Origin of the sequence: Phytopseudomonas dryadis (assembly GCF_004327355.1) — a bacterium.
Lineage (GTDB): Bacteria > Pseudomonadota > Gammaproteobacteria > Pseudomonadales > Pseudomonadaceae > Aquipseudomonas > Aquipseudomonas dryadis.
In genome coordinates this window covers 78,812-98,379 of record NZ_QJUM01000019.1, presented here as the reverse complement: position 1 = coordinate 98,379, position 19,568 = coordinate 78,812, and the positions used below count along the sequence as shown (strand labels likewise).

Sequence of the window (19,568 nt, the reverse complement as noted above, 5' to 3'; positions counted from 1 at the left end):
GTCAGGCCTCCTCGCGCAGGTCGACCATGGCGCCGCGGGCCCAGCGCGCGGTCACCCGCTGCCCGGGTTGCACGGGCGTCTCGCCCAGTTGCCACTGGTTGTTGGCCTGGCTGACGCAGAAGTTCTGGCCGTTCTCCAGCTGGATCTCGAAGCGCGTCGAGGCGCCCTGGTACTGGATGTCGTGCAGCAGGCCGGCGATTTCCACTTCGTCGCTGCCAAGCGGCGCGTCAGTGCCCAGGCGCACGTGTTCCGGGCGAATCGACAGGGGCCGCGACGAACCGCTGATCCGTACGGCCAGCTCGCCCTTGAGCACGTTGGAGGTGCCGACGAATTCGGCGACGAACGAGGTGGCCGGCTTCATGTACAGGTTGCGCGGGGTGTCGACCTGTTCGATGCGGCCCTTGTTGAACACCGCCACGCGGTCCGACATGGACAGCGCTTCGCTCTGGTCGTGGGTGACGAAGATGAAGGTGATGCCGAGCTGGCGCTGCAGCTTCTTCAGCTCGCTCTGCATCTGCTCGCGCAGCTTGAGGTCGAGCGCCCCCAGTGGTTCGTCGAGCAGCAGCACCCGTGGGCGATTGACCAGGGCGCGGGCCAGGGCCACGCGCTGGCGCTGGCCGCCGGACAGTTGCACCGGCTTGCGCGCGCCGTAGCCGCCGAGGGCGACCAGGCTCAGGGCTTCCTCGGCGCGGGCCTGGCGTTCGGGTTTGCCGACACCCTTGACCTTGAGGCCGTAGGCGACGTTGTCCAGCACGCTCATGTGCGGGAACAGCGCGTAGTCCTGGAACACCGTGTTGACGTCGCGGCGGTAGGGGGGCAGCCCGGCGGCCTCCTCGCCGTGGATACGGATGGAGCCTGCGCTGGGCTGCTCGAAGCCGGCGATCAGGCGCAGGCAGGTGGTCTTGCCCGAGCCGGAGGGACCGAGCATGGAGAAGAATTCGCCGTCCTGGATGTCGATGGACACCCGGTCCACGGCTTTGACGTCGCCGAACGTGCGGGACACATCGGTGAATTGCACTGCATGGGTCATGACCAACACTCCAGGAGAAAAAGCCACCCGCCGCCGACCGCTGCCAGGGGTCGCCGACATCGGACAGGGCGGTCGGCGGTGGATGTACAACGGTGAAAATTGTGGGTGCGCAGGGTGAGTCGGATCGTGCCTCCCATCACCAGTGCTGTAGGAGCCGTTTGCGCTCTTGCGCTCGGGAAAAAGCATCGCCGGCAAGCTGGCTCCTGCAGAGCAAGGGTGCTCCGAGCGGCCGTATGACGCTCTATCCATCCACTGGCGATGCCGGTTGGTGGACGAAAAAAGCGGCGTCCACCCTACGGACCGCGCAGCCAGCGCGGAGCCCTTACCTGCCGCCCATGATGGCGATGTAGTCCTGGGTCCAGCGGCTGTACGGCACGTACTTGCCGCCTTCGGCCTGGGGCGTTTTCCAGAAGGCGATAGTGGCGAAGTTGTCGAAGCCGTTGGTCTTGCAGCCTTCGGCGCCGAGCAATTCGCTACCCTGGCAGGCGGCCGGCACCGCGGGCAGCGAACCGAACCAGGCGGCTACGTCGCCCTGGACCTTGGGTTGCAGGGACCAGTCCATCCACTTGTAGGCGCAGACCGGGTGCTTGGCCTCGGCGTGCAGCATGGTGGTGTCGGCCCAGCCGGTGGCGCCTTCGCCTGGCACGGTGGAGGCGATCGCCTGTTTTTCCCCCTGCAGGGCATTGACCTGGTACGGCCAGGCGCTGGACGCGACCACGCCTTCGTTCTTGAAGTCGTTCATCTGCACGGTCACGTCGTGCCAGTAGCGGTGGATCAGCGGCTGTTGTGCGCGCAGCAGCTGCAGCACGGCGGCGTACTGTTGCTCGTTCAGTTGGTAGGGGTCCTGGATGCCCAGCGCAGGTTGGGTGGCCTTCAGGTAGAGCGCGGCGTCGGCGATGTAGATCGGGCCGTCGTAGGCCTGCACGCGGCCTTTGTTGCTCTTGCCGTCGGGCAGGGTCTGCTCCTCGAACACCACGGACCAACTGGTCGGGGCCTGCTTGAAGATGTCGGCGTTGTACATCAGCACGTTCGGCCCCCACTGGTAGGGGGTGCCGTAATGCTGGCCGGCCACGGTATGCCAGGCGGCATCCTTGAGGCGCTCGTCGACGTTCTTCCAGTTGGGGATCAGCGCGGTGTTGATCGGCTGCACGCGCTTGCCGGCGACCAGGCGCAGGGAGGCGTCGCCGGAGGCGGTGACCAGGTCGTAGCCGCCCTTGGCCATCAGGCTGACCATCTCGTCGGAGGTGGCGGCGGTCTTGACGTTGACCTTGCAGCCGCTGTCCTGTTCGAACTGGGTCACCCAGTCATAGGCCTTGTCGGTGTCGCCACGTTCGATGTAGCCGGGCCAGGCGATGATGTCGAGCTGGCCTTCGGCCTTGCCCAGGGACTGCAGGGGTTCGGCGGCCTGCAGGCTACCTGCGGTGAACAGGGCGGTAGCCAGTGCGCTGAGCACGGCGGTTTTATGCGCGGACATTGGGATTCCCTCTTCTTCTGGACTGTTATGGGGGCAGTTGAATGTCGGCGATAGCGCTGCCGAACGGGTGTTTCTCGTCAATCTAGTTGTTGTCCGTGACGCGCCATGATGTGGCGCACCACGCTGTAGTCGGCCAGCGAGTCGCTGGACAGGTCCTTGCCGTAGCCGGAGCGCTTGAGGCCGCCATGGGGCATCTCGCTGGCCAGCATGAAATGGGTGTTGATCCAGGTGCAGCCGTATTGCAGGCGGGCGGCGACCTGCATGGCCTTGTCCAGGTTCTGCGTCCATACCGAACTGGCCAGTCCGTACTCGGAGTCGTTGGCCCAGTCCAGCGCCTGGCTCAACTGTTCGAAGCGGGTCACGGTGACCACCGGGCCGAACACTTCGCGCTGGACGATCTCGTCACTCTGCTTGCAGCCGGCCAGCAGCGTCGGCTGGTAATAGAAGCCCGCGCCGGAATGCGCGGCGGCGCCGGTGACCCGTTCGATGTGCGGCTGGCCGAGGGCGCGTTCGACGAAGCTGGCCACGCGATCGCGTTGGCGCGCGCTGATCAGCGGACCGATCTCGTTGTCGCTGTCCTTCTTGCGGGCGAAACCGATGCTTGCCACGGCTTCGCCCAGCTCGCGCACCAGGCGGTCGTGGATGCCGGCCTGGGCGTATATGCGGCAGGCGGCGGTGCAATCCTGGCCCGCGTTGTAGTAGCCGTGGGTGCGGATGCCCTCGATCACGGCCTCGATGTCGGCATCGTTGCAGACGATCACCGGGGCCTTGCCACCCAGTTCCAGGTGCGTGCGCTTGAGGGTGCGCGCGGCGCTCTGCAGGATCTTCTGCCCGGTGACGATATCGCCGGTCAGCGACACCATGCGCACTCGCGGGTGACCGACCAACTGGCTGCCGACCCCTTCGCCCCCGCCGCAGACGATGTTCAGCACGCCGGCGGGCAGGATGCCGGCCAGCGCCGGGGCCAGTGCCAGGATCGACAGCGGGGTGTGTTCCGAGGGCTTGAACACCAGGGTGTTGCCGGCGGCCAGGGCCGGGGCGATCTTCCATGCGGCCATCATCAGCGGGTAGTTCCACGGCGCGATGGACGCGATCACGCCAACCGGATCGCGGCGCACCATGCTGGTATGGCCGGGCACGTATTCGCCGGCCAGCTGGCCCTGCTGGCAGCGCACGGCGCCAGCGAAGAAGCGGAACACGTCGGCGCTGGCGGGGAGGTCGTCCTGGCGCGCCAGGTGCAGCGGCTTGCCGCAGTTCAGCGATTCCAGGCGGGCCAACTGCTCGGCGTTCTGTTCGATGGCATCGGCGATGGCCAGCAGGGCCGTGGCGCGCTGCGCCGGGGTGGTCCGCGACCAGCCGGCAAAGGCGCGGTGGGCGGCCTGCACGGCGGCCTCCACCTGTTCCAGCGAGGCCTCGGCGATGGACGTGAGTACCTCGCCGCTGGCCGGATTGACGATGGTTTCGGCCGAACCTTCCCCGGCGACCAACTGGCCGTCGATCAGCAATGCGCTGTGCAGGGTGGGTTCGGACATCTTCGGACTTCTTCTTCGGGTTTCTGCCTGCATGAGACGGCTCCAGGGTTGCCCGGAACGCCTGCCTCTAGATTGGCTACGAGACTAGGGTCCGGGGCAGAGGTCTACAAATTCTAAATACTGAAAGTAGCGTTCGATTAAATCGAAACCTTGCGGTTGTGCGGTTGTTCGCGGGCGAGGGTCAGGAAGGGGTCGACCAGCACCGGTCGTGCGGTGCCGCGCCGCCAGGCCAGGCCGACATCCAGCGGTTCGCTCAGGTCGGCCAGCGGTAGCGCTTCGATGATGTCGCCCTCCAGTGACCAGGGGCGATAGGTCATGTCCGGCTGGATCGACAGGCCGAGGCCCGCTGCCACCAGGCTGCGTACCGCTTCCACCGAGGCGGTACGCAGGGTCACGTTCGGCGTCAGGCCGGCGCGGGTCCAGATGCGCTGGGTGTGCAGCCCCATTTCGTCGGCGTTGAGCTGGATCAGCGGTTCGCCGGCCACGTCCGCCAGGCTGATGCTGTCACGCTCCAGCAGCGGATGGCGCGCCGGCAGCCACAGGCGATGCGGGGAATGGGTCAGGACCTCGGTCTGCAGGGCGTGGCGGTCTTCGAGGTTGGACAGGATCAGCACGCCGACATCGATCTCGCCGCTGACCAGCAGGTGCTCGATATAGGGGCGCTCGTCTTCCAGTACCCGGGTCTGCACGTTGGGGTAGGCGCGCTGGAAGCGGGTGATCAGGTCGGCCAGGTAGTAACCGGCGACCAGGCTGGTCACGCCGATGGTCAGGCTGCCGGCGACCTGGTCGGTACTCTGTTGCAGGCTGCGCTTGGCGTTGTCCACGGTGGCCAGGATCAGGTGTGCCTGGCGCAGGAACTGGTGTCCCTGGTGGGTCAGGCTCATGCCCTTGGCGTGGCGGTTGAACAGGCTGACGCCGATTTCCTCCTCCAGTTGCTGGATCGCCAGGGTCAGGGTGGACTGGGAAATGAACACGGCCTGCGCGGCGGCGGATATGGATCCGCTTTCGGCGACGGCGATGAAATGACGTATCTGGCGAAGTGTCATCATGGGGCTGCCGTGTATCTAGGGAATTGATTGGGAACCAAGGCTATTCTTTTTTATAGTGACCTCGCCTGTTTTTCTTTGGCCACCCGCTTATCGGCCGCCCTGCAATATCCTGACGTAATCTGTAACCGACGGCGGTCGGACTTCCCAGTAGATTCGTCCACCGACCTGAATTTAGGAGATCGTCCATGAATACCCGCGGTTTGCTCGACCAACTGCTGAAGTCCGGGCAGGACCTGCTGCAACAGAAAAGCGCCGGCAAATCGTCCTCGGGACTGGGCGGGGCGCTAGGCGGCCTGCTCGGTGGCGGCGCGGCGGGCAAGGGCGGCGCCGATATCGGCTCCCTGCTCAAGGGCGCCGGCGGCGGTGCCGCGCTGGCCATGCTGCTGGGCAACAAGAGTGCGCGCAAGCTCGGTGGCAAGGTCATCACCTATGGCGGCCTGGCCGCGCTCGGCGTGATCGCCTACAAGGCCTATGGCAACTGGCAGGCCAAGCAGGCCGGCGCGCCCCAGGGCGAGCCGCAGACCCTGGATCGCCTGCCGGCGCCGCAGGTCGAACTGCACAGCCAGGGCATTCTCAAGGCGCTGGTCGCGGCGGCCAAGGCCGATGGCCATGTCGATGAGCGCGAGCGCCAGTTGATCGAGGGCGAATTCAGCAAGCTGACCAGCGACGCCGAGCTGCAACACTGGCTCCAGGCCGAGCTGAACAAACCGCTGGACCCGGCGGATGTGGCGCGTTCGGCCAGCACGCCGGAAATGGCCGCGGAGATGTACGTGGCCAGCCTGCTGATGGTCGACGAAGAACACTTCATGGAGCGCGCCTACCTGGAAGAGCTGGCGCGCCAGCTCAAGCTCGATCCGGCCCTCAAGCTCGAACTGGAGAACCAAGTGCGGCAGGTCTAGGCTCTGTTGACGTTTCAGCACGACCGCGGCGGAGCCCGTTTTGCCGCGAGGCACCCGCGATAGGTGCCCGGGTAGGCTCAGAAGTAGTAGCCGATATTCAGGTTGGTGCGCAAATACCAGTCGTTGCTGCCCGATGAGGTGGTGCTGGTGAAGCCGGTGCCGTTTTCCGCGCCGCCGTAGGGGTTGGCGTTCTTGCCCCAGGTGAAGTCCAGCCAGCCCATGATCGGCATGGCGAAGAACTGTACGCCGGCGGTGTACATCTGCGAGTCGTCCCAGCCGCTCTCGTCCTTGAACATGCGGCTGTAGTCGTTGTAGAAGCGCAGCTTCTTGAGCATGCCCAGGTTCGGCGTGGCGACGTCGTAGCCGACGTTGAAGGACACCACGCTGGCCTTGGCGGCGATCAGGTAGGCCGGGGTCAGGCCGTTGGTGCCCATGAGGACGCTGGCGTCGCTGATGCCGGCCGGGTTCTTCGGATCGAACGCGTAGCGGATGCCCTGGGTGGTGACGTGCCAGTTGCCGCGGTTGATCACCGCGTGCAGGCCGGCGGCCCAGTAGTCGCCATCGTCCCGGGTGGTGGCGTTGTACAGCCTGGACGCGGCCAGCGAGGCGCCGACCTCGGTCTTCCAGCCGTCGCCGGCGAAGTCGCGTGCCACGCGCAGGTTGAGCTGGTCGCGCTTCTCGTTGTCCTGGGCGCCATGGATGAAGGCAATGGCGTTGTCGTCGAGGTCGGAGAAGCGGCCGACTTCCGGCGAGTAGCGGATGTCGCTGGGCATCATGCGCGGGAAGTAGCCGGCCTGGATGTGCCAGTCCTGGTCCTTGTAGATGTACTTGGCGCCGGCCCCGGCGCTGACCCCGTAACCGAGGAAGAAGGGGATGTGGTAGCTCCAGCCGAACTGCGGATAGGGCTCCAGGCCGAAGGGCTTGAACGGGGCGCCCAGCTGCAGGCTGGAGGTCTCGTTGAACCTGTAGCCGACGAAACCACGGTCGATGGAGCGCTTGCCGTCGTCCTGGAACCAGTAGCCGACCTCGGCGAACAGGTCATGGTGGGTGGCCTGCACGTCCACGCGGAAGGTGTCGAAGAGGAAGCGGCCGTTGTTCTCGGTGGTTTCCCAGTCCTCGTCGCGGTAGTTCATGCGCAGGGCGCCGCCGATATCCAGGCTGCTGTTACCGTCGTCGCTGCGCAGGCTGATATGGGGGAAGGGTTTCTTCGGCGCGGCGGCCGCTGCGCCGGCCGCGTGCGCGGTGGTGAAGGTGGCGCCGGTGACGGCGGCAAGAGCGATCGACAGCAAGTGCTTTTTCATTCTGACCTCATCTGCAAAGTTGATGTGTGGCAGCTTTCTTATGGGCAATACTTTCCCGTCGCCGCCAACTTGGCGGACAACTTGTCACGGTATTCGCCGGTTGTTTTCTGGTTGTTCTTTATGTCTGCAGTGATTGCCGCGGGCACCGGGTAAACGAACTTTTCGTCTTGCTCGACAATGCTGTTCGTGCCGGGTGCGCGAGGCCGGCTTGTTGCTGGTTTTGTTTCATATCTGGCACGTTGATTTGTGCATGAAGCATGCCAGGCGTATGGATTTCTTCGTTTTCGTAATTAGTCCTGTAAAAACAATGGATTAGATATAAAACGGGGTGTCCTGTATCACTCTGGAAACGGCAGGTTTCGGCAGTAACGAAAGTGCACAGTCGCTGTGCGTAAAATATTCACGGTGACAACTTTGTGGGCGTACTTATGTTTCATATGGAAAACATCAGTGAACTTTTCGATGTGTGCTTCGAATAAGTTGGCGTGGGAATAAGTTGAATCGGTGCCGGCGCAAGCACCCTCTCCCGGGGGAGAGGGGATTGGCACGGAGCGGTGGCCCGGATGTAATCCGGGAAGGCCTGATGCCGGAGGGGCCCGGAGTGCATCCGGGCGAAAAAAAGCCGGCGTGGGTAACGCCGGCTCAGGAGGAGCAAAGGGGCAAGGGTGAAGCTGTGTTACAGGTCCAGCACCAGGCGCGAGCCCTTGCAGCCGGAGACGCAGACCATCATGGTCTTGTTGGCGGCCTTCTCGGCCTTGGTCAGCACGCCGTCGCGGTGTTCCGGCTCGCCTTCCAGGACGCGGGTCTCGCAGGCGCCGCAGACGCCTTCGCGGCAGCTGCAGTCCACTTCGATACCGGATTCCAGCAGGGCGTCGAGCAGCGATTTGCCGCCCGGCACCTCGATGCACTGGCCGCTGCGCGCCAGTTGCACTTCGTAGCTGCCCTGGGGCGCGCTCGGCGCCTGGGGCGCGGCGGCGAAGCGTTCGACATGCACGTTGGCGTGGCCGAGGCTTTCGCAGTGGTTCTCGAAGGCGTCGATCATCGGTGTCGGCCCGCAGCAGTAGAAGTGCGCGCTGGCCGGCCGCTCGGCGAGGAAGGCCCTGAGGTCGATGGGGCCGCCCTGCTCGTCGTCGAAGTGCAGATGGACCTTGGCGCCGCTGGCGGCCAGTTCCTCGACGAAGGCGGCCTCCAGGCGCGTGCGCGCGCAGTACAGCAGCTCCACCGACCTGCCCAGTTCGCGCAGGCGGTTGAGCATGCAGTGGATCGGCGTGATGCCGATGCCACCGGCCACCAGCACCGTGTGCCCGGCGCTTTCGTCGAGCTGGAACAGGTTGCGCGGCGCGGAGATCGGCAACGGCATGCCGACCCGCAGGTTCTGGTGCACGTAGGCCGAGCCGCCACGGCTGTTGCGGTCGCGCAGGATGCCCACCACGTAGCGGCCGCTGTCCGCCGGCGAGTTGAGCAGCGAGTAGCTGCGCACCAGGCCGTTGCCCAGGTGCAGGTCGATGTGGGCGCCGGGGGCGAAGGACGGGAAGGCCGCATCGCCCTGGGGGCGCAGCTCGACGCTGATGATGCCTGGCGCCTCGAAGCGCAGGGTGTGGACGAAGGCGGTGATGCTGTTGTCGTGGGTCATGCTGTACCTCTGCTCAGACGCAGGTCGCCAGGTCGATGTCCAGGCGCGCCCAGGCATCGATTTCCACCACCAGCTCGGGGAACACCAGGCCGCTCACCTCGACCAGGGTCGAGGCGGGGAAGGTGGCCTGGCCGGCGAAGAAGTCGCGCCGCGCGCGGCCGACCTCGTCCTTGTCGGCGATGCGGGTGACATAGACGTTGAGCTTGTAGATGTTGCCGATATGCCCGCCCGCCGCTTCCAGCAGCGCCTTGACCTTGCCCAGCACCACCAGGGTCTGGGCATGGGCATCCAGCGGCGCGCCGCGCTCGGCGGCCTGGCGCGTGGCCGGATGCCCGGTCATGCCGGACAGCACCAGTTCCTCGCCGACCAGCAGGGCGTTGGACCAACTGGCCGTGGCCAGGTCGGGCGCGCCCTCGGCGCGGATGCGGCGCACGGCGCTCATGGCTGCCTGGCCTCGATCAGTTCCAGCTGTTCCTTGGCCAGGTTCTTCATGTGCCGGCGCAGGCGCACCAGGCCCAGGTCGTGCTGGTAGAGGTTCTCGCGCTGGTTGGCGTCCGCGTCCATGAATTCGAGGATTTCGCGGTCCTGTTCGAGCACCGCCCAGTGGCGTGCCTCCAGGCGGTTCTTGTAGAGGAAGCGCCAGGTGTCGCGCTGCCAGCCGCTGAGCGGGCGGCAGCGCCAGTGGAACACCGCGCAGAGGTCGCGGGCGATCGGCGTGTAGCTGCCGACGATGTGGAAGTTGCCGCCCGGGCCGCCGGTCTTCGGATAGGGGATTTCCAGGCGCATCCAGTGCACGCCGGTGTCGGCCCATTCGGTCCAGTCGAAGTTGACCCCGCGCTGGCCTTCCTTCTCGAAGATGAAGCCGGTGTCGGTGTCGCGGGTGACGAACTTGGCCTGGCTCTCGCCCTCGGACATGGAGTGCGACTGCTTGTGCAGGTAGGTGCCGTGCATCGGGTCCATGACGTTGTCCAGCACGTAGCGGTAGTCGCCGCGCCATTCGGTGTAGCAGAGGAAGAAGGAGAATTCGGGATCGGTCAGTTGCTCGGGCAGCAGCAGCGGCGGCGCCTGCTCGACGTTGCTCGCGGCGTTGTACAGCCACACCGCGTCGGCGGCCTCGGCGACGTGGAAGAAACGGGTGGCCTGGCTGCCTTCCAGCTTGCAGCCGGGGCTGCCGGGCACGCGGGTGGTGACGCCGTCGCAGCGCACTTCTACACCGTGGTAGGGGCACTGCAGGCGGTCGCCCAGGTTGACCCCGCGCGACAGCGGCGCGCCGCGGTGCGGGCAGTGGTCTTCCAGCACGTGCAGGGTGCCGTCGCTATCGCGCCACAGGGCCAGCTTGTAGCCCAGGCGGCGCAGCGATACCGGCTTGTCCTCGATGAAGCTGGACGGGCAGATGGGGTACCAGAGGTTCTTCAGGCCATTGGCCAGGAGTTGCTCAACAGGATCGACGGTGCTCATTGCGTTTTCCTCTATGGGGAATTCATTCGCCCAGGCGGGCCATCAGGGTCTTGTAGGCGTCCTCGTTCCAGGGCTCGCCGCCCGGGCAGGTCGGACCGGCCTGGTTGAGGTAGCCGAGCAGCCCCGGCAGGTCGTGGATGCCGGCGGCATAGGCGCGCTCGATGGAGTCGCCGAGCAGCTCCTCGAAGGAATTGGGCTCGCGCGAGCGGGCTTGGTGGGGTTGCAGGTAACGGTCTTGCATCTCATTGGCCTCCATTGCGGACCCGTTCGCGTATGGCCTGGCGAACCGGGACGAAGTCGTAGGTCGGGTAGCATTCGGTGCGGAACACGCCCCAGGCGGAGCGCTCCAGTTCCAGGTTGATCTTCGGCAGCAGCGCCGGCGGCAGGCGCAGGGTGACGATCTGGCCGAGGCCCATGGCCACGGTCCAGGAGACGATCTCCACGCCCTCCACCGGGAAGCGCTGCCACCAGTCCATCTTTTTCATATGGCTCTGGATGTCTTCCAGGTTCTTCGACTGGTCGTGCCTGAGCAGCACGGTCAGCAGCAGGCTCTCGCTCATGCCGAGGTCCCCGCGCCGATCTGTTCCAGCGGTTGCCGCCAGGCGTCGTAGCCATAGACCCAGTCGGCGTTGCCGCCGGCCTTGAGCCACTGGTTGCCGCGCGAGCCGATCTGGATTTCGCTGGTGCGCGCCAGGCGCGAGTCCTGGTAGCCCAGCAGGGCCTGCGCGATGCCCGCGCGGGCAACGCCTTGCAGGTGGCGGGCAAGCACCACCGCATCCTCGATGGCCTGCCCGGCGCCCTGGGCCATGAAGGGCATCATCGGGTGGCAGGCGTCGCCCAGCAGGGTGATGGCGCCCTTGGACCAGAACGGCAGCGGGTCGCGCTCGTAGAGGGCGGTCTTCAGCACCTCGTCGCAGGCGTCCAGCAGGGCCCGGGCATCGGGGTGGAAGCCGGTGTAGTGGCTGCGCAGTTCGTCCACGTCGCCGGCGCCGGTCCAGGACTCCGCGTGCCAACTGTCCTGGGCGGTGGTGGCGAAGATGAAGATGTCGCGCCCCTGGTTGAGCGGGAAGGTGACGATCTGGCTTTCCGCGCTGGGGCCCCACCACTTGGTGAACGCCTGGATATTCGGCACATGGGCCACGCGCTCGGCCGGCACCACGGCGCGATAGGCCACCACGCCGGTGAAGCGCGGATGCTCGTCGCCGAACAGTGCGCGGCGAGCCACCGAGTGGATGCCGTCGGCGCCTATCAGCAGCTCGACCCGCTCGCGGCCGCCGTCGCGGAAGGTCAGCTCGACGCCCGCCGCGTCCTGGGTGACGTTCTCGGCGCGCTGGGCAAAGCGCACCTGCCCGAGCGGAAAGGCGTCGGCCAGGACGGCGAGCAGGTCGGCGCGGTGGATGGTCAGTTGCGGCGCGCCGTACTTCTGCTCGGCGCTGTCGGCCATCTCCAGGCGCGAGGTCTCCTCGCCGGTGTCCCACAGGCGGCTGATGCGGTGGGTCGGCCGCGCGGCGTGCTGGCGAACCCGCCTGGCCATGTCCAGGCCGAGGCCGTCGAGGGCACGCACGGCGTTGGGCGTCAGGTTGATGTCGGCGCCGACCCGCAGGAAGGCTTTGCTCTGTTCGAAAACGCTCACCTGGTGGCCGGCCTGGCGCAGGGCGATGGCGGCGGTCAGGCCGCCGATGCCGGCGCCGAGGATGCCGATGTTCAGTGCGGTCATGGGGCCGTCCTCAGTTCCTGGGTTTGTCGGTGAGGAACTTGCCTTGCGGCGCCTCGGCGTTCTTCTGCCGCCGGGTGTTGCCGTCCAGGCCGCCGGCGATGGCCCATTCGGCGAACACCGTGGGGCCGGGTTCGAACTCGCGGGTCTGCCATTCGCCGGTCAGCTGGTCCTCGTCGGCGTAGTACTCGACCAGGGCGCCGGCGGGATTGCGGAAGTACCAGAAGTAGGCCGAGGACACCGGGTGGCGGCCCGGGCCGATCTCGGTGTCCCAGCCGCAGCGGGAGATGTGCATGCCGCCGCCGAACACTTCGTGGATGTCGCGCACGGTGAAGGCCACGTGGTTGAGGCCGGCGCGCGGTTGCGGCAGCTGCAGCAGGAACAGGTCGTGGTGGCCGCCTTCCTCGGCGCAGCGCAGGAAGGCGCCACGGTCCGGGTAGCGGTCCGAGCAGACGAAGCCGAAGTGCTCGCCGTAGAAGCGCTCGCAGGCGTTGACGTCCTTGACGAAGAACACCACGTGGCCCACCTCGATGGGCTGGGCGCGCTCGTAGATGGGGCTGGCCTGGTTGATCCGACCCTTGAACTGCCAGGTGTTGGACTGGCCGCACTGCACCTGGATGTCGCGCTTGCGGGTGACCTGCAGGCGCACCGCCAGGCCGTTGGGGTCGGTACAGCCGATGCGCCCGTCGCCCTCGGTGAAGCCGGGCTCGTCGGCGATACGTTCGGCGTAGCGCTCGAGGTCGTCCTCGCGCTCCACGCCCCAGACCACCTCGCGCAGGGTCGAGCCGGGCTCGATGGCCTGCGGCAGGCCGGGCTTGTCCAGCGCGGCGACTATGACCCGGCAGCCGTTGAGGCTTTCGAAGACGACCTGGTCGTCGGCCGCCGCGACCTGCTTCAGGCCCCAGTCGGCGAAGAAGCGCGCGCTGCTGGCCAGGTCTTCCACGCCGTAGGTGATTTCGTCGATACCCAATACGCTCATCGCGTGTTCCTCATCGGTGGCTGCCGGCCCAGGCCAGCGGCTGTTCGTTCAGGCCCCAGTAGAGGCTTTTCTGCTCCATGTACTGGAGAATCCCCAGGCGGCCCTTCTCGCGGCCCAGGCCGCTGTCGCGCCAGCCGCCGAAGGGGGTGGAGATGGAGAACTGCTTGTAGGTGTTGATCCACACGGTGCCGGCCTGCACCGCGCGGCCGAGTTTCCAGGCGCGCTGGAAGTCGCGGGTCCAGATGCCGGCGGCCAGGGCGTAGCAACTGTCGTTGGCCTGCTCGATCAGCTCGGCCTCATCCTCGAAGGGCATGGCCACCAGCACCGGGCCGAAGACTTCCTCCTGGCACAGGCGGGCGTCGTTGGCGAGGCCTTCGATGATGGTCGGGGTGTAGAAGTAGCCGCGCTCGAACGCCTCGCCGTGGGGACGGATGCCGCCGGTGCGCAGGCGCCCGCCCTCGGCCACGCCCAGCGCCACGAAGCGCTCCACCGACTCGCGGTGCGCGGCGCTGATCAGCGGGCCCATCTGGGTGCGCTCGTCGGCCGGGTCGCCGATGCGCAGGGCGCTGGCGCCGGCGGCGAGACGGTCGAGGAATTCCGCGTAGTGCCGCTGGGCGACGAACAGCCGGGAGCCGGCGATGCAGGACTCGCCGCTGGAACTGAAGATGCCGTAGAGCACCCCGGCCACCGCGTGGTCGAGGTCGGCGTCGGCCAGCACCATGGTCGGCGACTTGCCGCCCAGTTCCATGGACACCGGCATCATCTTGTCGGCGGCGATGCGGGCGATGTGCTTGCCGGTGCGGGTGCCGCCGGTGAAGGACACGCGCTTGACCAGCGGATGCCGGGTCAGCGCGTCGCCGATCAGCGAGCCCTTGCCCGGCAGCACGCTGACCAGGCCGCGCGGCAGCCCGGCTTCCTCGCAGATGCGCGCCAGGGCCAGGGCCGCCAGCGGGGTGATCTCGGCCGGCTTGACCACCACCGCGTTGCCGGCGGCCAGGGCCGGCGCCAGCTTCTGCGCCTCGCTGGCGATCGGCGAGTTCCACGGGGTGATGGCGGCCACCACGCCCATGGGCTCATGGACGCTCATCGTCACGAAGTCGCCGCGCGAGGGGGTGATGCTTTCCTCCAGGGTCTCGCAGGCGGCGGCGAAGAACTGGAAGGTGGCGGCGGCGCTGGCCACCAGATTGCGGGTTTCCTTGATCGGCTTGCCGTTGTCCAGGCGCTGCAGCTGCGCCAGCTCCTCGGCGCGGGCGCGGATCAGCTCGGCGATGCGCTGGAGCACGGCGGCGCGCTCGTGGGGCTTGCGCTGTGCCCAGCCGCTGCCCTGGAAGGCGCGCTGGGCGCCCTGGATCGCCTCTTCCACGTCGTCCAGGCTGGCGGCGTGCAGGCGGGCGATGGCCTCGCCGCTGGCCGGGTAGAGGCTGGCGTAGAGGTCGCCGCCGCCCAAGCGCCACTCGCCGGCGATGCAGATGGGTTGGATCGGGTTCAGGTCTATCACGGTTCTCGCCTCTAGATCGAAATGGCGTGGGCGTGGTTGCCCAGCGCGCGAACCACGCTGTACACGGTCAGTGCCGAGGTCTTGGGATTGGCCGCCAGCGGCTTGCCGCGCAGGGTCAGCTCGAAGCCGCCGAAGGCGCCGCGGGCTTCCACCTGGTGCACGTTCTCGCTGCTCGTCGGGTCGGCGATCAGGCGCACCCAGGTGCGGTCCAGGCCGAGGCCGGCCAGCGACAGGGTGGCGGCGACGTTGGCGTTCTTCGGGTACAGCCGCGCCGCCTCGCGGGCGCTGCCTTCGAAGATCACCCTGGCCTCGCTCAATTGCTCCAGGTCGCAGGCCAGCTCGGCCGGGGTGCCGAGCCAGGCCCGTGCCGGCTTGCGCCCGGTGTAGAGCACCGACTCCAGGCCGCCGACCTTGGCCGCCGACAGCGCGTCGATGCCGCCGATGGCGCCGGGCAGCAGTTCGATGCGGGTTCCGCCGCGCTGGGCGGCGGCCTCCAGGCGTTCCACCAGGCCCGGCTCGGACAGCGCGCCGACCGACACCACCAGGCAGGGGATGCCGCGTTCCAGCGCCGGCAGCACGTGCTGCTCGATGGCGCGGTGGCCGGCGCATTCCACCAGCAGGTCGGGACGCGCCTCGGCCGGCAGCGCGGTGAGCACCCGTGGCGCCTTGCGCAGGCTGGCCAGGCGCTGGCGCACCAGCGCCTGGGAGGTCTGCGGGACGATCACCGCGTCGACCACCAGCTCGGGATCGTTTTCCAGCAGTTCCAGCACGCCGACGCCGATGGCGCCGCTGCCGATCATGGTGATATGCAACATGGCGCTGCGCCTCACACTGCGGCCTTGGCCGCTTTGCTCTGGTTGACCGGCGGGCCGGCGAAGAGGGTCTTGAAGCTGCCGATGGCGAGCATGTCCACTTCCAGCAGGAAGGGCCCGGACTCGCCCAGGGCGCCGTCCAGCACTGCGCTGAAGTCCTTGAGGTCGCCGACCCTGGCGTGGCGCAGGCCGAGCGACTGCGACAGCTGCGCGTAGTCCGGGGTGTGCAGGTCGACGTAGCAGCGGCGTCCGCCGTAGGCGGCGTCCTGGATGTTCTTGATCACCCCGTAGCCCTGGTCGTTCATCAGCACGATGAGCATGTCGGCGCGCTCCTGAACGGCGGTGGCCAGCTCGCCCAGGTTGAGGATGAAGCCGCCGTCGCCGGCCAGGACGAAGGTCTTGCGCCCCGGCGCGCTGGTCGCCGCGCCCACCGCGGCGCCGATGCCCATGGCCAGGCCCTGGCCGATGCCGCCGCCGAGGGCGTGCACGCCGGCGCGCGGGCTGAAGATTCTCAGGTGGCGGTTGCCCCAGGTGCTGTTGGACACGGTGACGTCGCGCACCCAATTGAAGTCCCGGCCGGCCAGCGCCTGCAGTTGCTCCACCAGGGAGGCGTAGGGACCGAGGCCGTCGACCAGTTGCGCGCGGGCCTGGTCGCGCGCGGCGGCCAGGTCGGCGGCGAACGCCGGGTCGACCTGCAGGCGCCCTTCCAGGCGGTCGGCCAGCCCCTTGAGGATCAGTGCGGCGTCGCCGCAGACGAAGTAGTCGCTGGGGTAGCAGCGGCCCTCCGCCGTGGCGTCGGCATCCGCGCGGTACAGCGGACGCGGCAGCTTGAGTTCGTACTTGAGGGTTTCGTTGCCGCGCAGGCGCGAGCCGACCACCAGCATGGCGTCGCAGCTCTGGTAGAAGCGCTCCACGGGCGGGTTCAGGTTGAAGGCGCCGAGCGAGCGCTCGTCGTCCTCGGCGACGATGCCGCGCCCCTGGGTGCTGGTGACCACGCCGATGCCCATCTCCAGCAGGCGCTGCACCTGGGCGCCGGCATGGCGGGCGCCGCCGCCGAGCCAGAGCATCGGCCGCCTGGCCCTGGCGAAGCGCTCGGCCAGCTCGTCCAGGGCCTGCGCCGACGGCCTGGCCACCGGCACCGGCAGCGGCGACAGGTCGGCCGGCAGGTTGATCAGCGCCGACTGGATGTCGATCGGGATTTCCACGCTGACCGGGCCGGTGGGCGCGGTCAGGGCGGTCTGCACCGCCAGCTTGATGGTGCTGATGGCGGTGTCGACGCTGCGCACGCGGAAGGCCGCCTTGGAGATGGCCTTGAGCATGCTCAACTGGTCCGGCGCCTCGTGGATGTAGGCCAGGCTCCGGTCCAGGTAGGGGGTCTCGATCTGCCCGGTCAGGTGCAGTAGCGGGGTGCCGGCGGTGAGCGCCTCGACCATGGCCCCGGCGGCGTTGCCGGCGGCGGTGCCGGTGCTGGTCAGGCACACCCCGAGGCCGCCGGTGGTGCGGGCGTAGGCGTCGGCCATGTTGGCCGCGCCGGCCTCGCCACGGGCCATGACGAAGCGGATGTTGCCGCGGATGGCGAAGGCGTCGAGGATCGGCATGTTGTGGATGGAGATCACCCCGAACGCGGCCTTGACCTCGCACTGTTCGAGGAACGCGGCGATGGCGGCGCCGACGGTGACTTGGTTTTCGTTACGCATGACGGGACAACCCTCCAGAAACATCGATATGACTTCCCGTCGTATAGGCAGACAGGGGTGAAGCGAGAAAAAGGATCGCCTGGGCGGCCTCGGCCGGCTTGCCCAGACGCCCCAGGGGGATCTGTTTGCGTTGCGCCAGCTGGCCGCTCCACTGGGTCCAGTCCTGCTCGCGCTCCGCGCGGGCCTCGAAGCGCCGGCGCCACTGGCCGGACTCCACCAGGCCGATGAGGATGCCGTTGACCCGGATGCCCTTGGGCGCGAACTCGAAGGCCATCGAGCGCACCAGGTTCTTCACCCCGGCGCGGGCGGCGCTGGTGGCCACCATGTGCGGTTCCGGCTGGCTGGCCAGCAGCGAGTTGACGCAGACGATGGCGGCGTCCGCCTGGCCCTCCAGTTGCGCGAGGAAGGCGCGCACCGGGTGGATGATGGAAAAGAACTTCAGCTGCAGTTCCTCGCTCCAGGCCTCGTCGGTGGTGTCGGCGAAGGTGGAGACGCGGCCTTGCCCTGCGTTGTTGACCAGGATGCTGGCGCGGCCCAGCTGCCGTTCGCAGGCGGCGGCGAAATCGCGCACCTGGGCGGCGTCGAGCACGTCGCAGGCCTGGGCCAGCAGCCTGGCGGCGGGGAAACGCTGGCGCAGGCTGGCCTCGGCGGCCTGCAGGCGCGCCTGGTCGCGGCCGCAGAAGGCCACCGCCGCGCCGGCGCCGAGCAGCAGTTCCACGGTGGCCAGGCCGATACCCGAGGAGCCGCCGGTGACCACGGCGATGCGGCCGGACAGATCGAACAGGCTCATGTCAGTCCCTCATCAGCGCGGTGACGTTGTGGCCGTGCTGCGGCCGGTAGTTGAGCAGGTGCGACAGCTCGTCGGCGCTGATACGAATCCGCTGCACCAGGTCGTCGAGATCCTCGTGGGCCATGCGCGCGGTGGGGATGGTGGCGCCCAGGGCCGCCACCACCTGGCCGCTGTGGTCGCGCACCGGCGCGGCGATGGTGGAGATGGACGGCTCGAAGAAGCCTTCGCCGACGACGAAGCCGCGCTGGCGGTCGGCCTGAACCAGGTCGAACAGCTCCAGGGCGCTGCCCGGGGTCTTCGCCGAATAGCGCTCCAGCGGCTCTTCCGGGTACAGCCCGCGCAGCTCGGCCAGGGACAGGTCCTCCAGCAGGATGCGACCGAGCACGGTGGCGTGGGCCGGCAGGCGGGTGCCGACGTTGACCGAGCTGGTGAACACCGAGGCCGGGGTGACCTTGGCCACGTAGACGATGGAGCGCTTGTCGCGCACCACCAGGTTGCAGGGGTAGCCGATGCTGTCGCTCAGGCGCGCCAGCAGCGGCTGGCCCAGCTCGGTGAGCTCCAGCGAGGCGAGGTATTCGAAGCCCAGGCGCAGCACCGCCATGCCCAGGCGGTACTCGTTGCCGCTGCGGGTGATGAAGCCCATGGTCTCCAGGGTGGTGAGCAGGCGGAAGATGGTCGAGCGCGGCAGCTTCAGCCGGCGCGCCAGCTCCGGGGCGGTGAGGGTGCGGTTGTGCCGGCTGAATTCGCACAGCAGCAGCAGGCCGCGTTCCAGCCCGGGCACTATGTACTTGTCTTGGCTATCGCTATCGATGTCCTTGGTCATTGCGGCATACCTTGCTGGGTTTGCGTGAGGGCGTAGGCGATGCGTCCGGCGACCACCTCCGCCTGTTCGATCGGGCAGGCGTGGCCGGCCCCGGGTATCAGGTCGAAGGGCGCGCCCAGGGCGCGGGCGATGGCATGGCAGGACTCCGGCTTGGTGATGGCGTCGAGCTCGCCGCAGTGCACTTCGCAGGGCACCGTCAGCGGCGCGTGGCGCAGCAGGTCGTCGCCGCAGAGCAGCTCGATGGCCTGGCGGTAGCCGTGGGCGTCGAGCCGCGCCATGTTCCAGCGCACCCAGGCCAGTTGCTCGGCGCTGGCCCGGGGCGACAGCAGGTGGGCGCTGCGCTGTTCGGCCATGCCGGCGATGCCCAGTCGTTCCAGGGCGCGCAGGCGCTTGCCGCGCACGTCCTCGGCGAGCGCCGCGCGGGCCGGGTCGCCATAGCCGCGCGCCGGGCTGAGCAGCACCAGGCGGGCGACCCGCCGCGCCTGTTCGCCGGCGGCGAAGGCCGTGGCGATGAGGGCGCCGAGGGAGTGGCCGACCAGCACGCAACGCTCGATGTCCAGAGCGTCGAGCAACTGCGCCAGGCGCGCGGCGTAGTCCTCGGCCCGTGGCGCCGGCTGCGTCAGGGGCGCGGAGTCGCCATAGCCTGGCGCGTCCCAGGCGATCACCCGCGCCCGCCCGGCGAGGCGCTGGGCGACCTGCAGCCAGGAGGCGGCGCCCGAGCCGATGCCGTGCAGCAGCACGATGGGCGGGCCGCCGCCGCATTCACGGATGGCCTGGCGGCCGCCCGGCAGCGCCAGCAGGCGCTGCGGGAAGTCGCTGGCCAGGCGCTGCTCGAGCGGCTGGGCGAGGCGGTCGGGATCGCGTAGGGAAGCGAGCATG

19 protein-coding genes are annotated in these 19,568 nt (G+C 68.1%); 1 reads left to right on the top strand and 18 read right to left on the bottom strand.

The features are described from left to right. Position 1: 1 nt before the first annotated feature. From DNK34_RS16580 to DNK34_RS16565, 4 genes are all read right to left on the bottom strand, one after another. Positions 2-1,030 (bottom strand): ABC transporter ATP-binding protein, encoded by a 1,029-nt coding sequence (locus tag DNK34_RS16580; protein WP_131176042.1) that lies wholly within the window; start codon positions 1,028-1,030, stop codon positions 2-4. 322 nt (positions 1,031-1,352) lie between these two features. After that, positions 1,353-2,504, bottom strand: coding sequence for a putative ABC transporter substrate-binding protein YdcS (ydcS, locus tag DNK34_RS16575; protein WP_131176041.1), 1,152 nt, complete (start codon positions 2,502-2,504; stop codon positions 1,353-1,355). A gap of 77 nt (positions 2,505-2,581) precedes the next feature. Beyond that, on the bottom strand, positions 2,582-4,036 hold the full coding sequence (locus DNK34_RS16570) for a gamma-aminobutyraldehyde dehydrogenase (RefSeq protein ID WP_242675126.1): 1,455 nt from the start codon (positions 4,034-4,036) through the stop codon (positions 2,582-2,584). A 137-nt stretch (positions 4,037-4,173) separates the two neighbouring features. Then, entirely contained in the window at positions 4,174-5,085 is a 912-nt protein-coding gene (locus DNK34_RS16565) for a LysR family transcriptional regulator (protein ID WP_131176039.1), read from the bottom strand. Between the two features lie 185 nt (positions 5,086-5,270). On the opposite strand from DNK34_RS16565, the gene DNK34_RS16560 reads away from it, so the two are divergent. Next, positions 5,271-5,984, top strand: coding sequence for a tellurite resistance TerB family protein (locus DNK34_RS16560; protein ID WP_131176038.1), 714 nt, complete (start codon positions 5,271-5,273; stop codon positions 5,982-5,984). A gap of 77 nt (positions 5,985-6,061) precedes the next feature. Here the strand turns inward: DNK34_RS16560 and DNK34_RS16555 are convergent, their stop codons facing one another. The 14 genes from DNK34_RS16555 to DNK34_RS16490 all read right to left on the bottom strand — a co-directional run bounded on the left by DNK34_RS16555 (position 6,062) and on the right by DNK34_RS16490 (position 19,567). After that, entirely contained in the window at positions 6,062-7,285 is a 1,224-nt protein-coding gene (locus DNK34_RS16555; protein ID WP_131176037.1) for a hypothetical protein, read from the bottom strand. Between the two features lie 676 nt (positions 7,286-7,961). Further along, a complete protein-coding gene (locus DNK34_RS16550; protein WP_131176036.1) occupies positions 7,962-8,918 on the bottom strand; it encodes a PDR/VanB family oxidoreductase in 957 nt (318 codons plus the stop codon). 13 nt (positions 8,919-8,931) lie between these two features. Beyond that, entirely contained in the window at positions 8,932-9,360 is a 429-nt protein-coding gene (locus tag DNK34_RS16545) for a RidA family protein (protein ID WP_131176035.1), read from the bottom strand. After that, entirely contained in the window at positions 9,357-10,376 is a 1,020-nt protein-coding gene (locus DNK34_RS16540; RefSeq protein WP_131176034.1) for an aromatic ring-hydroxylating oxygenase subunit alpha, read from the bottom strand. Before DNK34_RS16540 ends, DNK34_RS16545 begins: the two co-directional genes overlap by 4 nt. Positions 10,377-10,398: 22 nt before the next feature. Further along, entirely contained in the window at positions 10,399-10,617 is a 219-nt protein-coding gene (locus tag DNK34_RS16535; protein WP_131176033.1) for a recombinase-like helix-turn-helix domain-containing protein, read from the bottom strand. Between the two features lies 1 nt (position 10,618). Beyond that, positions 10,619-10,936, bottom strand: a complete 318-nt coding sequence (locus tag DNK34_RS16530; protein ID WP_131176032.1) for a hypothetical protein — start codon at positions 10,934-10,936, stop codon at positions 10,619-10,621. Next, the gene (locus DNK34_RS16525) at positions 10,933-12,093 is read right to left on the bottom strand and encodes an FAD-dependent monooxygenase (RefSeq protein WP_131176031.1); all 1,161 of its coding nucleotides are present in this window, start codon (positions 12,091-12,093) and stop codon (positions 10,933-10,935) included. The genes DNK34_RS16530 and DNK34_RS16525 overlap by 4 nt, the downstream gene beginning before the upstream one ends. Positions 12,094-12,103: 10 nt before the next feature. Continuing rightward, positions 12,104-13,069, bottom strand: a complete 966-nt coding sequence (locus DNK34_RS16520) for a VOC family protein (RefSeq protein WP_131176030.1) — start codon at positions 13,067-13,069, stop codon at positions 12,104-12,106. Between the two features lie 10 nt (positions 13,070-13,079). After that, complete coding sequence (locus DNK34_RS16515) at positions 13,080-14,567, bottom strand: aldehyde dehydrogenase (protein WP_131176029.1); 1,488 nt, start codon at positions 14,565-14,567, stop codon at positions 13,080-13,082. 11 nt (positions 14,568-14,578) lie between these two features. After that, positions 14,579-15,382 (bottom strand): aspartate dehydrogenase, encoded by an 804-nt coding sequence (locus DNK34_RS16510; RefSeq protein ID WP_131176028.1) that lies wholly within the window; start codon positions 15,380-15,382, stop codon positions 14,579-14,581. 11 nt (positions 15,383-15,393) lie between these two features. Next, the gene (locus DNK34_RS16505; protein ID WP_131176027.1) at positions 15,394-17,076 is read right to left on the bottom strand and encodes a thiamine pyrophosphate-binding protein; all 1,683 of its coding nucleotides are present in this window, start codon (positions 17,074-17,076) and stop codon (positions 15,394-15,396) included. Next, positions 17,069-17,866 carry an SDR family oxidoreductase gene (locus tag DNK34_RS16500; RefSeq protein WP_131176026.1) on the bottom strand — a complete coding sequence of 266 codons (798 nt, stop codon included), beginning with the start codon at positions 17,864-17,866 and terminating at the stop codon, positions 17,069-17,071. The genes DNK34_RS16505 and DNK34_RS16500 overlap by 8 nt, the downstream gene beginning before the upstream one ends. 1 nt (position 17,867) lies before the next feature. Continuing rightward, on the bottom strand, positions 17,868-18,689 hold the full coding sequence (locus DNK34_RS16495) for an IclR family transcriptional regulator (protein WP_131176025.1): 822 nt from the start codon (positions 18,687-18,689) through the stop codon (positions 17,868-17,870). Next, positions 18,686-19,567, bottom strand: a complete 882-nt coding sequence (locus tag DNK34_RS16490; protein WP_131176024.1) for an alpha/beta fold hydrolase — start codon at positions 19,565-19,567, stop codon at positions 18,686-18,688. Before DNK34_RS16490 ends, DNK34_RS16495 begins: the two co-directional genes overlap by 4 nt. Between the last annotated feature and the right edge of the window lies 1 nt (position 19,568).